Source organism: uncultured Tessaracoccus sp. (assembly GCF_947286155.1).
GTDB lineage: Bacteria > Actinomycetota > Actinomycetes > Propionibacteriales > Propionibacteriaceae > Arachnia.
The window spans coordinates 70,887-84,203 of sequence record NZ_CAMYPD010000003.1 but is presented as its reverse complement, the minus strand read 5'-3'; the positions used below and the strand labels follow the sequence as shown (position 1 = coordinate 84,203).

At 63.3% G+C, this 13,317-nt stretch carries 11 protein-coding genes; 6 read left to right on the top strand and 5 right to left on the bottom strand.

Features of this window, described 5'->3' with window-relative positions:
• The first annotated feature begins 76 nt into the window (after window positions 1-76).
• Complete coding sequence (locus tag Q0X68_RS01510) at window positions 77-1,138, top strand: MauE/DoxX family redox-associated membrane protein (protein ID WP_297746526.1); 1,062 nt, start codon at window positions 77-79, stop codon at window positions 1,136-1,138.
• Here Q0X68_RS01510 and Q0X68_RS01505 read toward each other — a convergent pair.
• A complete protein-coding gene (locus tag Q0X68_RS01505) occupies window positions 1,132-2,562 on the bottom strand; it encodes a sugar transferase (RefSeq protein WP_297746522.1) in 1,431 nt (476 codons plus the stop codon). The two genes, Q0X68_RS01510 and Q0X68_RS01505, sit on opposite strands and share 7 nt — an antisense overlap.
• A gap of 192 nt (window positions 2,563-2,754) precedes the next feature.
• Between Q0X68_RS01505 and Q0X68_RS01500 the strand changes: the two genes are divergently transcribed.
• The 5 genes from Q0X68_RS01500 (at window position 2,755) to Q0X68_RS01480 (ending at window position 9,326) form a co-directional block, all read left to right on the top strand.
• Window positions 2,755-4,317, top strand: coding sequence for a CpsD/CapB family tyrosine-protein kinase (locus Q0X68_RS01500; protein WP_297746519.1), 1,563 nt, complete (start codon window positions 2,755-2,757; stop codon window positions 4,315-4,317).
• A 143-nt stretch (window positions 4,318-4,460) separates the two neighbouring features.
• Complete coding sequence (rfbB, locus tag Q0X68_RS01495) at window positions 4,461-5,459, top strand: dTDP-glucose 4,6-dehydratase (protein WP_297746516.1); 999 nt, start codon at window positions 4,461-4,463, stop codon at window positions 5,457-5,459.
• A 294-nt stretch (window positions 5,460-5,753) separates the two neighbouring features.
• Window positions 5,754-6,515: a hypothetical protein gene (locus Q0X68_RS01490; protein ID WP_297746512.1), complete on the top strand. Its 762-nt coding sequence runs from the start codon at window positions 5,754-5,756 to the stop codon at window positions 6,513-6,515.
• Window positions 6,516-6,900: 385 nt separating this feature from the next.
• Window positions 6,901-7,653, top strand: coding sequence for a hypothetical protein (locus tag Q0X68_RS01485; RefSeq protein WP_297746509.1), 753 nt, complete (start codon window positions 6,901-6,903; stop codon window positions 7,651-7,653).
• A gap of 221 nt (window positions 7,654-7,874) precedes the next feature.
• A complete protein-coding gene (locus Q0X68_RS01480; protein ID WP_297746507.1) occupies window positions 7,875-9,326 on the top strand; it encodes a lipopolysaccharide biosynthesis protein in 1,452 nt (483 codons plus the stop codon).
• A 48-nt stretch (window positions 9,327-9,374) separates the two neighbouring features.
• On the opposite strand, the gene Q0X68_RS01475 is transcribed toward Q0X68_RS01480, so the two are convergent.
• From Q0X68_RS01475 to Q0X68_RS01460, 4 genes are read right to left on the bottom strand one after another with little or no spacing between them, the layout of a single operon-like run.
• The gene (locus Q0X68_RS01475) at window positions 9,375-10,061 is read right to left on the bottom strand and encodes a cytidylyltransferase domain-containing protein (protein WP_297746504.1); all 687 of its coding nucleotides are present in this window, start codon (window positions 10,059-10,061) and stop codon (window positions 9,375-9,377) included.
• On the bottom strand, window positions 10,061-11,098 hold the full coding sequence (locus Q0X68_RS01470) for a hypothetical protein (RefSeq protein WP_297746501.1): 1,038 nt from the start codon (window positions 11,096-11,098) through the stop codon (window positions 10,061-10,063). Before Q0X68_RS01470 ends, Q0X68_RS01475 begins: the two co-directional genes overlap by 1 nt.
• Window positions 11,089-12,093 (bottom strand): glycosyltransferase, encoded by a 1,005-nt coding sequence (locus Q0X68_RS01465; protein ID WP_297746498.1) that lies wholly within the window; start codon window positions 12,091-12,093, stop codon window positions 11,089-11,091. Before Q0X68_RS01465 ends, Q0X68_RS01470 begins: the two co-directional genes overlap by 10 nt.
• The gene (locus Q0X68_RS01460; protein ID WP_297746496.1) at window positions 12,090-13,025 is read right to left on the bottom strand and encodes a glycosyltransferase family 2 protein; all 936 of its coding nucleotides are present in this window, start codon (window positions 13,023-13,025) and stop codon (window positions 12,090-12,092) included. Before Q0X68_RS01460 ends, Q0X68_RS01465 begins: the two co-directional genes overlap by 4 nt.
• Between the last annotated feature and the right edge of the window lie 292 nt (window positions 13,026-13,317).

The window sequence follows — 13,317 nt, the reverse complement described above, 5'->3', positions numbered from 1 at the left end:
TGTCAGCCTGGAGTATACCGTCGGGATAAGGATTGTCACTGCGCATGCCAGGCAGTGCGTCAGTAGAATGCGTCCCATGTCTCCACTCGTGCTCGCCCCCCTCATTGTTGCCGTTGTTCTCGCGGTGAGCGGAATCGCAAAGGTGCGCCAACCGGAGGATGTCGCGAGCGCGTTCAGCGCGCTGCGCCTGCCGCGCTGGCTGGGTCGCCCGTTCTTCCGGCTCGCGCTGCCCTGGGCAGAGCTGGCGTTGGCAGTGGCGCTGCTCGTGCTGCCCGGGGTGGCGGGGGTGATCGTCGCGGTGGCGGCACTAGCGCTGATGCTCGCCTACACCGTCGTCATTGGGCGGGCCCTCACCTTCGGCTACCCCGTGGATTGCAATTGCTTCGGGCGGCTCGGCATGGGCGAGGTGACCCGTCGCACGCTCGCCCGCAACGTGCTGCTCACCCTCGTTGCGGGCGTGGGTGTGGCCTACGCGGTCGTGGTTGGACGCATGCCTTTGGGGTACGTCGTCACCGGCGGGCCCGGCGTGTGGGGCTGGGTGCTGGGTGCAGGCGTGGCGGCGCTGGTGGCGACGCTGATCGTCGGGGGGCGCCCTACGCCCATGCCCGGCCCCGTCGCGGGCGAGCCTGCGGAGGTAGCACGAGACGGCGGAGAGCTCGACTACGTGCGGCACCCGACGCCGCCGGCGGCGGTCATCACCGCCACTGGGGTGACCTACTCGGTGCGGGAGCTGGCGAGAACGCAGGCGCAGCTGCTGGTGTTCACTTCACCAAGCTGCGGCTCCTGCAAGCCGGTCAGCGAACGGATGGGGCAGATGCGAGAGAAGCTCGGGCCAGTGGCGCTGCGCGAGGTGTACACGATGGAGGTTGGGCGAGGGCTGGAGCTGGAGGAGAAGGGCGATATCGCCCCCATCGAGCACGCGCTGTTCGACCCGCACCGGATGCTGCGCACCGCGCTCGAGATAGGCGGAACTCCGGCGGCCGTGCTGCTCGGCACCGACGATCTCCTGGCCGGAGGCCCCGTCGTGGGGACGAGTAGCGTTCTGGAGTTTATCGAGGACGTAGCCGCCGAGGTTGCCGCAGCGCTACCGCCAGAGGGCGAGCAAGCCCAAGCCGGTGACGAACCGCAGAATCAGTAGGCACCAGAGCCGAGGAGCACGACGCGCACCGTGCGCAGGAGAATGGCGATGTCTTGCAGCATGGACCAGTTGTCGACGTAGTAGAGGTCGAGTCGGACGGTCTCGTCCCAGTCGAGGTCGGAGCGGCCGGAAACCTGCCACAGTCCGGTGATGCCGGGGCGCACGTCGAGGCGACGCAGCACGTGGCTCTTGTAGGTCTGCACTTCGCTGGGTAGTGCGGGGCGGGGGCCGACGAGGCTCATGTCGCCGAAGAGCACGTTGAAGAACTGCGGGAACTCGTCGAGGCTGTAGCGGCGGATGAAGCCACCGACGCGGGTGATGCGCGGGTCGTCTTCCATCTTGAACAGGGCGCCGTCGGCTTCATTCTTCGCCATGAGTTCGGCCTTCAGCTCCTCCGCATTGACCACCATGGAGCGGAACTTCAGGCACTCGAACTCTTTGCCCTTGGTGCCCACGCGCACCTGGCGGAACAAGATGGGGCCGCCGTCGTCGAGCTTGATGGCCAGTGCCACGGCCAGCATGATGGGCCAAGACAGAAGGATGGCCACGCTTGCCCCGAATATGTCGAAGACCCGTTTCGTCCAAGCGGTGGCTCGGGCGGCGGTGGGGCGTTCGACGTGCACCAGCGGGATGCCGGCGACGGGGCGGACCGTCATGCGGCTAGCGGAGATGTCGGTGAGGGCCGGCACGACGATGGTCTGCGCGTCCACGTCCTCCAGGGCGCGCGCGAGACGGTTGAAGTCGTGGGCGCGGCTGAAGGAGCCCTCCGCGAAGACCACGGCGTCAGCTTGGGAGGCTTCGATGGCGGTAACTGCGTCGCGTGGTGTGCCCAGCACAGGCAAGCCTCCCGGGGCCTCCATGCCTTGCTCATGGTTGCGCATGAGGAGCCCTACAGGGCGGTATCCCAGCCAGCGGTTGCGCTCGATGACTCGTAGCAGATCGTCGACGTGGCTTTGCTCGCCTGCCACCAGCACTCGCGTGTTGAACTTCCCGGAGCTTAAGGCCACGTGGAGTACCCGGCGCATCACCCAGCGGCCCAAGAGCAGTAGCGGGATGCCGATGGAGAACAGGAAGATGAAGAAGCCGCGGGAGAGTGGGTAGTCAAAGAGGTACGCGGTCACCCCGAGCAGCGCCGCCACTAGGAGCGACATGTTGAGTACCCGCTTGAACTCCTGTGGCCCTGAGCCGAGCCATCGGCGCTCGTAAGTGCCAGCCAAGGCAAACAGAGCCAGCCACGCAGGAATGAGGCCGGCTGCAATGGGCGCGACGAGTTGGTCGACGTCGCGACCTTCGTTCCTGAACCCGGGCACGGCCTGGCGCAGGTAGATGGCTGTAAACGTCACGATGACGAGCAGAGCCAGATCTACGAGTGCCAGCCACAGTGCGGGTACGAACAGCTTTTTACGTCTGCGAACTCGAGCCATACGCTGCGGCGACCTCTTCTGAGCACCCACTGCTCTTCTCAACTAACGCGGCCCAGTGTAATGCGCCGCCCAATGGGGGTGTCAATTGGTGTCTGAGCACGCCAAAACAAGCCTGAGGAGGGGCTTGCATTTCCAACAGGCGCAGGTCTGACCTTAGACTCTGCAAGAGGCCAAGTTAGGGAGTGTGTTTCGATGACGGTGATTGACGTCGTTCGCTTGCTGCGCAAACAGTGGTTGCTGATTCTGGTAGCAGGCGCGATGGGTGTCGCTGGGGCAGCAGGATGGCTCTTTCTGCAGCCCGTGGTGTATGAGGCTCGTGCCACCGGGTATCTCATCGCTGCGGTGCCCTCCGGGGGAAGCGCCTACGACGCTCAGGCGACCACCACGTTCGCTGCCCAGCGAGTGCAGCAGTACATGCCGCTCATTGAAACCAAAGCCGTGGCGGATGAGATGGCGAAGGTGCTGCAGGAGCGCTCGCCAGGCGTGACGCCAGCTAAAATCTCGGCCGAGATCGTCGCCGGCTCGAACATCCTCGAGGTGCGCTCCCCCGGCAGGAACCCAGCGGAGGCGCAGGCGAGGGCCAACGCGGCGCTGCAGGCCATCGCGAACGTGATCCATCGCATGGAGACCATCCAGCCCTCCGCTGCGAAGGCCAATGAGGTTGGCAGCTTGGATGGCCTCCCGCAGGATGGTCAGCCAAGCGTGGCGCTCGTGAACTTCGAACCGGCCAATCTGCCCACCACGCCTGTCTCTCCCAATTGGCAACGTGGGTTGCTGCTTGGTGCCGGGCTGGGTTTGCTCGTCGGCGCACTCGTTGCCGTCTTGCGCCGTACGCTGGATGCGCGCGTTCGCACTTCGAAGGAAGTGGAGGAGTACGCCAAGACCAGCGTGCTCGGTGTCATTCCTCAAACTGGCGAACTGAAGAAGCAGCGTAACAATGAAGCGCTGCAGGCGGAAACCGGCATGGCATCCGAAGCGCTCAGGAAGCTGCGGACGAACCTCCGGTTCACGAGCCTCGACGACCCCCCTCGCTCCTTCGTGATCACCTCCCCTAACCCGGGCGAGGGCAAGTCGACGGTAGCTGCCAACCTGGCCAGAGTGCTTGCCGAGGCAGGGCACCAGGTGGTTCTCATCGACGCCGACCTTCGGCGCCCCATGCAGGCCGCGGCCTTCCACTTGGATAGCCACCTCGGGCTCACCCAGGTGCTCACGGGCGACGTGAGGCTTGAGGATGCCCTGCAGCAATCAGCTCAGCCCAACCTGAGGGTGCTCACGGCCGGCCGGATTCCTCCGAACCCCAGCGAAGTCACAGGCTCTCAGGTGATGGCCGACATCATCCAGACGCTGGAGATTGACAACATTGTCATCATCGATGCGCCTCCGCTGTTGCCAGTCACCGACGCCGCCGTGCTCACCGCGGCTTCAGACGGCGCCCTCCTCGTGGTTCGCGTGGGTAAGACGTACAAAGAGCAGGTGCACGTTGCGGCGAAGATCCTCGAGCAAGTGCAGGGCAAACTGCTGGGAGCCGTGCTCAATGGCGCCACCAAGAAGACGATGGGGGAGGTTGTGTACGGTTACGGTAAGGGCTACGGGTACGGGGCAAGCTACTACACCTCGTACGAAGGTGGCGGTAAGCGCCGGGGCAAGAAGAAGGCCACCTCGCAACGTCCCGAGAGTGCAGTGAGCCCGGTTTCGGTGGAGCCGTACTCGGTGTCGCAGCCGCAGGCCACTCCCACGCGGGCTCGGCACGGCTGACCCGGTTCGTTTCGCGAAGTCTTCGGCGGACGATGATCTGGTGATGTGACGATCACAGGCTTGCCCGGTCGAGTTCGGAGAACACCGAAGTGGGGCGGCTAGACTGACAGCGTCGTCCCTCAGCACACGGAAGAGTGTCTTTTATGTCTACTACCCTCGTCACCGGTGGGGCCGGTTTCATCGGCAGCAACTACGTGCGTTACCTGATGGAGCACACCGACGATCAGGTGGTGGTGCTCGACGCCATGACCTACGCGGCCAACGAGGCGTCGCTCGCCGGGCTTCCCGAGGGCAGGGTGCGGCTGGTGCGGGGTGATGTCGCCGACCCGGAGGTGGTCGAGGATGTGGTGCGCGGGGCGGATGTCGTCGTGCATTTTGCCGCGGAATCTCACAACGACAACTCGCTTTCAGACCCGTCGCCGTTCATCCGCACCAACCTGGTGGGTACCTTCAACCTCCTGGAGGCCGTGCGTCGCCACGACGTGCGCTACCACCACATCTCCACCGACGAGGTGTACGGCGATCTGGAACTCGACGACCCGGAGCGCTTCGTCGAAACCACGCCGTACCGCCCGTCGAGCCCGTATTCGGCGTCGAAGGCCGGCTCCGATCACCTCGTGCGCGCGTGGGTGCGCTCGTTCGGGGTGCGGGCCACCATCTCTAACTGCTCCAACAACTACGGGCCGAGGCAGCACGTCGAGAAGTTCATCCCACGTCAGATCACGAACCTCATCGACGGGGTGCACCCCAAGCTGTATGGGGCCGGGCTCAACGTGCGCGACTGGATTCACGTTGACGACCACAACTCGGCAGTCCTCGCCATCGTCGAACGTGGCCGCATTGGCGAGACGTACCTGATCGGTGCGGATGGGGAGATGAACAACAAGTCTGTGATCCAGATGATTTTGCGGCTGATGGGTGAGGACGAGAACGCGTTCGAGCACGTCCATGACCGCCCCGGCCATGATCTGCGCTACGCGATTGATGCAACTCTGTTGCGCACCGAGCTTGGGTGGGAGCCGAGCTACAAAGACTTTGAGGATGGGCTAGCGGCCACCATCGATTGGTACCGCGCCAACGAAGATTGGTGGCGGCCTATGAAAGCTGCGACGGAGGCAAAGTACGCGAAGACTGGCCAGTAGGTGGCCGGTGCGGCTGCCGCCGCCATGGCTAGGTGTTGTCGGGCGTGTTGGTTGTGTCGACGCGAGCCGCCGTGGGCAACCGCCTGCCATACGTGCCCGCATAGGTGAAGACAGCCCCACGCTCACCCCGGTGGCTTGTGCTCCGAGCAACTGATGACAGCGGGTGGAGAAAGGTGAACGAAGCCGCTTGTCGGGGCAAGGATGCAACAATAACGACAAAGTTGGAGTACGTTGAGGCGTTGTGCTAGCGTACGAAGTGACCTTCAGGCCTAGTATAGTAGGGGGCTTTGCCAGATGGCTGAGTTTGACAAGGCGGTGCGCCGCCGGACAGTAGTTCAGGGAATGGCGTGGTCGGTGCCGGCAGTAGTGGCAGCCAACCACCTTCCCGCCTTCGCGGCGAGTGCCTGCATTGATCACGCCGAATCATGGGGTGGGCATTTCACTGCATCGCATCTCCAATCCACCCGCATCCCGCTGCCTGGCACCAAGATCACCAATGATTCGATCTACGCGGGCAATCTTGACGGCGATGTCATTAGAACAGACCGTCTCCCGGAGGTCTATCGGCAGTACCCGTGGGTGAATAGCTTTGCGGTCATCTCGCAGAGTGGCGATGCCACCGACGGCAGCATCTTGAAGCTCACCTTCCCTCAGCCCGCGTACTGTGTTGAGTTCCTACTTCACGACATTGACTCCCAGCGCTCCGGCCCCAGAGACTTGTATCAAGACTCGGTCACGGTGACGGCTGATGGCGGCGCTGTCAACGCGGTAGCGTTCAATGCCCAGCATATTCGGATCAAGAACAACAATTCTTCGAGTGTCACCGTTGAGAGCCCCCACGAATTGTCGTCGCTCTCCAGCCAGTATGAATGGGATATGTACAAGTCAACCAATGGCACGGCGGCAATTAGCATCGTTGGCCCCATCAACGGGCTATCCATTCAGTACCGGAACGTGAGCCCGTATCTGAATCGTGGCAGTCGCCATAACTACCAGCAGATGGCTGTGAGTAACATCAAGTACTCCATCAACCGGTGTGACTGCGGCGCCAACTAGCGCTCCAGGGCTGTCCGAGCGCGTCGCTCTCGGGCACCCGAACATGGTTCTGAGTTCACTGCTGGAACAGTAGTGAACTGAAGATGGTAGCGACCGAGCCCCCTTACGTGGCTCGGTCGCTTTCTTCTGCCCGCTGCCCACCGACTCGATGAGGCTATTGCGCCACGGTTGCTTGAAGGGGATCTGGCTCAGTCGGGTGCGGATACCGGCCCGCAGATTTCCCTGGTGTCGGGGGCACGCACGAGCCACGCGATCATGCCGGGCTGAGCCAACAAAGCAGCTTGCCAGAGCGGGTACTCAAGAAGTGAACCACAAGTTGGAGTGGGCTGAAGAGTTGTGCTAGCGTTCGAAGCGATCTTCAGACCTAATAGAAAGTTTTGCTTAGATGACTGAGTTTGAGAAGTCGGTGCGCCGCCGGACAGTGGTCCAAGGAATGGCGTGGTCGGTGCCTGCCGTGGTGGCAGCCAACCAACTTCCCGCCTTCGCGGCGAGTGCCTGCATTGACGAGGCCGAATCATGGGGTGGATATTTCTCTGCAGCGCATGTTCAGGCCACCCGTGTGCCGCTGCCCGGCACCCAGATCACCACGGATAGTATCTACGCGGGCAGTCTTGACGGCGAAATCCTTAATGCGGGCAAGTTCCCGGCCATTTTCCGGCAGTATCCCTGGGTGAAGAACCTGGCGGTGGTAGCTCAGCACGGCAATACCTCCCAGGGCACTCTGTTAAACGTAAAATTCCCCAAGCCCGCGTACTGCGTTGAGTTCCTGCTGCATGATATCGACTCGAAGTTCTCCGGGCGCCGTGACCGGCATCAAGACTCAGTCACTGTGACTGCCAAGAACGGCGTTGTCAATGCGACGGTGTTTAATCAAGAGCATCTTCGAGTGCTCAACAACGGCTCATCGAGTGTCACCGTTGAGAGCCCTCACGTCATTGATACGCTCGGCTCCAAGTATGACTGGGATATGTACACCGAGACGAAGGGTTCTGCGGCAATTAGCATCGTCGGCCCGATCACCGAGCTCTCCATGCACTTCAAGGATATTACCCCCGGCCTGGATACGAGTAGCCGCCACAACTACCAGCAGATCGCCGTGAGCAACATCAAGTACTCCATCAACAAGTGTGATTGCTGAACCTAGTGCGCCTAGGCGGCCCGAGCATGTTACCTTTGGGCGCCTGATAACGTTTCCGGATGCGCTGGCACGATAGGTAGCTGGAGATTGTAGCGACCGAGCTCCTCTGCGTGGCTCGGTCGCTTTACTCCGTTTGCAACGGCCACGCAGATGCCCCACTTCGCTTGGGCGCTGCCAGCAGCTCTATGCTGAATCCGAGAAACAGGTAGGGGAGACCAGTTGTGACACAGTCGGGAGCAGCGAAGGCTGGCCTCTACACGCTGACGGGCACTGCGGTGCACATGCTCGTGCAAATCGCCGGGCTGGTAATTCTCGCCCGCGTGCTTCAACCTGAAGAGTTCGGGGTTTACGCCGTTGCCATGACCGTCATCGGCATCACGACGCTGTTCCAAGATCTCGGTTTGTCCACCGCCGCGGTACAGGCAAAGGAACTGCCGACGCAGGTACGGACTAACCTCTGGTGGATCAATGCCAGCGTGGGGGGAGGGCTGGCGCTGCTCACCGTAGCCCTCGCACCGTTAGCCGCGTGGTTCTACCGAGAGCCAGCGGTGCATACCGTCCTGTATGTGATGGCGCCAACACTGCTCTTGGCAGGCTTTGCTGCTCAGTATCGGGCCAGCCTCATGCGTTCGATGCGCTATGGCATCCTGGCGATCATCGACACCACTGCGGCAGTGGTTGGGATGACACTCTCCCTCTTGCTTGCCTTCAGCGGCGGAGGCGTGTTGGCTCTGACCGTTCCGCAAGTGGTGACTGGCGTAGGTACCTTGGTCGCTGTCGTGTGGGCCGCGAAATGGTTTCCAGGCCGCGCCAGGCGCGGCTTCGGCACTCGGAAGCTGCTGCGATTTGGCGTCGCCTACTTCCTCAATGGTTTGTTGACCTATGCTCATCGGAATCTGGACGTGGTGCTGCTCGGGCGCCTACACGGCAAGGCCGTGGTAGGGGAATTCAACCGTGCTTCCCAAATCACGAGAGCCCCGCTGAGTATGCTCTCCAATCCCTTCGCGCGCGTCGCGCTGTCAACCATGGCGCCCGTGCAAGACGATAACAAGGCGCTCGCGTCCCTGGCTCGAAAAGGCCAGATCATGTTGAATGTTCCCATCCTGTTCGTGGCAGGGGGGTTGATTGCGGCCGCAGGTCCTCTGGTGGAGCTCGCGCTCGGCAATGACTGGGGGGCGTCGGTGCCGTTCGTTCGTTTGATCGCAGCCTCCGAAGTGTTTGCGCTCATGGGGTCTGTTGCTGGGTGGATCCTAACCAGCTGCGGCCGTGGGGGGACGCTCATGCTTCTGTCAGTGACTTCCTTGATAACCAAGGCCTTCTCGGTGGGAATCGGTACGCTCTGGGGCGCCTACGGCATTGTCGCAGGGGTTGCGATCTCGCACGCGATCCTCTGGCCCTTCTCCTTGTACTGGGCGGGCCGGGTTACGGGAGTGCGCACCAAGGAGCTGTTAACCAGTTCCAGTATGCACGTGGCAGTTGGGGGCCTGAGTGCCCTCGGCGCCTGGGGTGTGTCCTCCATGTTCGTTGGTTCGCTACCCGCACTAGCTCAGCTGGTGGTGATCGGCGTCCTGCTCCTGTGCTTCCACGGTGCTGCAATGTGGCTGTGCTCAGGCTATCGCTCGGATGTGCGTTTCGCGGTGAACGGTGTTCGGTCTGCGTTGAAACGATCGTGAATCGTCGCCTCCACGGCTAGCAATGGAGGCCTGTGGGCGCCTGGACACTCACGGTTGCAGCAGGTGCTGCATCTTGTGCTCCGCCAGCTCGAAATCGGCGAGCGTATCGATGTCGATGCCCTCGATCTCCTCCATGATGAACAGCCCAATCCGTCCACCCAGACGGTTGTGCTGCTCCGCGTAGACGCGCGTGGCTGTCACGTACACCGAGCCGGTTTCCCGATACCGAAGCTCCGCCTCCGTCATGTCCTGACGGCGACGCCGGTGCTCGAAATCCCAATGGGGCACCGCACGCCCACCTTCCGAGGCCCAGAGGAACGGGGGGCACGCCACGACGCCCACCAGCGAGTCCACATCGGTGCCCTCAAACTGCTCGATGGCGCGCGTCAGCGTGCCACGCAGCCGGATGGGCGAGGTGGCCTGCAGCAGCATCACCGCGTCGGGCCGCTCGTCGCGCTCGGTGAGCACGTCGATCACATGTTCCACGACGGGCTCAGTCGGCGTAGTGTCCTGCGCGAGCTCCACGGGACGCCCAACCACTTCCGCGCCAGCGGCGCGGGAAACCTCAGCGATCTCGACATCCTCGGTGGAGACGATCACGTGCAGCCCTTCGACGGCGAGCGCCTGCTCAATCGTCCACACGATGAGCGGTTTGCCAGCCAGCAGCTGGAGATTCTTGCGCGGAATACCCTTCGACCCACCACGGGCGGGGATCACTGCGACGTAGCGGCTCATCAGATGTCCTTCGTTGTCGTGCCGGTGTTGGAGGCTTCTGTCCACTGGCTTCGGATCAGCGTGGCGGGTGCAGCGGGGTAGGCGTTCTCCCAGTGGGTGGGGGCATCCCCCCAGCGGGCCATGCCGTAGCGAGCCCAGAACTCCTCGAGCCAGGCAGGCGGGTTCACGTGATACACCCAGGAGGGTACGCCCCGGGCGGCGGCTTCCAGCACGCCGGTGGAGAACGCCGCGACGACGGGCCGGTCGAGCTCGGCGAGCGTGCCGTCAGCGTCAATCTCCATTCCCAGGCGACGCCAGAGCGCATGCTGGGCGCGCGAGAGCTTGTCCTCTTCCCGCGGATGAGGACGGTACGTGGCCTTGGTCATGCGCCAGAACGTCGTGACGGAACGGGTCATCGACCAGCGGCTCAGCTCCGCACCGTGTAGCTGCCCCAGAAATACCGGGCGTTCGAAGCGGCTGATGTGCGGCGCCGGGTGCGCAGCGGCCGCAGCGAGCATGGGGGAACCCACGTCCACGAACGTCAGATCCGGGCGGCCAGCCCGGAGAAATTCAGAATCCGCCGGCGACCAGGTCAACACCGTGGCACCGGGCGGTGGGGGAGGCGCGAACGGCGTCAGGAGCCCATGTTGCACCACCCATTGCTGCCAGCCACGCTTCCGGGCGAGCTGATGGGCCCAGGCCCCTGTTGGCAGGTGGTCACCGATCGACGCCACGGCTTCCACCGACGACGGCAGGGCCTCTGCCGACGGCAGCGTGCGCCACGTGTCGGCGGGGAGCTCCAGATTCACCGTCGTCGGTTTCACGATCACGGCATCCAGGGCATCGCCGAGCGGGGTGAGCAGCGAGTGATGGTTAGTTGGGGAGTTAGAATCGCAGGCGACGAGCAGCTTCGGTTCCGAGCCCCGCAGCAGGAACTCGAAGGCTACCGGGGAGCCTGATCCGCCTTTGCCGGTGAGCTTGTCCTTCAGCACGTGGAGCCGTCGACGAGACGCCTGCCACGCAGCCCACGAGCCGTGATCGGTGAATTTCAACCCCACAGCTTCGCCACCTCCTTCGCCCGGTGCACGAACGTGTGTTCGGCGAGCGTGCGGCGCTGGCCCGCGTCTCTGATGGCGTCTCCCCAGCGGTCGTCGCGGATGCACCGTCGGGCGAGCTCGACGAGTTCCTCCTCGCTGTCGAACACCAATACTTCCTTGCCCGGCTCGTAGTACTCCGCCACGTCGGGACGGTCGATGAGTTGCACGCCACCCACGCCCGGGGCCTCGAAGGTTTTCATCGTGAAGCCGTCCTGATCGAAATGAACGTTCAACGCCGCCGGGGCTCCCGCCGTCAACTCGTAGCCCTGCAAGCGCGGCACATCCCGCATGGAGCGCACGTTAGGGCGTCGCCACTGCCACGTCCTCGCGCGGTCGAAAAGGTGCTTGCTCCACGAGCGACCCACCGCCATCACGGGCACCTCAGCACGAACGAGTGCTTCGACGAACTGCTGCCGACGCGGATACCGCGCCCCGACGAAGAGGATGTCGTTGGACTGCTGGCGCCGAGCGGGAACCATGGTGTGGTCGAACGCATTGGCCACATGGAGGCACTCGCGCCCGGCAGCCGCAAACGCTTGGGCATCCAATGGCGAGTAGGTGATGAGCTGCGGAAAGCGGTTCAGCGTGGCCTCGGTGTGGTTGGTGCGTCGAACCTCATCCCAGATCCAGAGAATACGCCGAGCGCCTACCTCGTCGATGGCATCGAAAACCACGTCGTCCACGTGGTCGCCTCGAATGATGATGACGACATCTGGGCGTGCTGCTCGGATTGCTTCGGCAGTGCTGGCCCCGGCGCGCACCCCGGCTTCGTGCTTGAGGCCGAGCTTGGTTGGCAGCTCGACGCGCGCCTTGTGCTGCAGTTTCGCCCGGAAGCCATCCAGCCGGTCGTACTCGTGCAGCGTCACCTCGTGCCCGGACAGCTCAAAGCCACGCGCAATCGACTGGGCGTACCCGTGGAAGGCGGGTGCGACGAGCATGACGTGCGGAAGGCTCATGGTTGGTACCCCTCTTTACCATGGCGCATGGCCCACGCATGCGCGATGAGCTGGCGTTCGTGCCGACGGGTGCGTCGCGCGTTCACACCCTGGACTCGCCTGGCCTGTCGGGTGAGGTTCCAGAGGAAATTGATGTCGGTGGCGATGAGTAACAGCGCGCGCAACCCTCGCACGCCTCCCCACTTCTGCGCGTATTGGAAGCGGGAGTCTGTTACCCAACCCCGACGACGATCCGACGGCGTAGACCCGCCCGCTGCGTGCTCCACCGAGATCTCGGGGACGTACATCGACGGAACCCCAACCTCGCTCAGGCGACGTTGGAGGTCCACCTCTTCGCTGTTCATGAAGAAGCGCTCATCCATGCCGCCGACGCGCTCGAACGCGTCGCGGGGGATCAACATGCAGGCACCCATGACCCAATCCACCTGGACGGCGCTGCTGGAAGCGTGCGCCCTGAGGTCATGTCCGACGAACCGATGCCACAGCTTGGTGTGCCTGATCCGGGCCAGTGGTGTGAGCCATTCCCAGGCATGATGGCGGGCCTTCGGCCAGCGGCGGGCGGTGTAGTTGGCGGCACCGTGCTCGATGACCTTCGGGCTGATGACCGTGTTCGGGAACTTCGTCGCTGCCTGCGCGAGCTCGGAAACGAAGTTCGGCGATAAGGAGAGGTCGCTGTTGAGGACCAGGAGGTAGTCGCCTGTCGCAGCGGCCGCAGCAGAGTTGACGTTCGAGCCGAAGCCGCCGTTGCGTTCCCTGCGGATGAGTTGATACCCGGAGCCTTCTGGGAACGGGGAGGGGGAACAGTCGTCGCTGACGATGATCTCGATGTCTGGGGCGCCGAGTTGAGCTTCAAGCTGGGCGATCAACGCTTGCGTGGGTTCGCTGTCACCGTAGTGCGGGATGATGGCGCTGATGCTAGGCGGCTGCGTCATGACAGGGCACCAGGCTCATCGTCGGGGCCGGTGCACAGCACCAACTCCGCAGTTGGAGCGGTGAGGAGGACTGCCGAGAGCGACACGGCACGGAGACCAGTGATGTGTGATGTCCAGTCTTGCAAGGCCCCTCGTCTCTACTGTGCCGTGGCAATGAGTGTCGCTCTGCGCCATATTAGCCCGGATCTATCACGTTGTCGTCTGCAATTCCTGTGCGACGCACCAAGCCGTCCCGAAGGCGAGTGCGGTGTTCCCGACGTGCGACGCGGCAGCGCGATGTAACGCTAAGCTG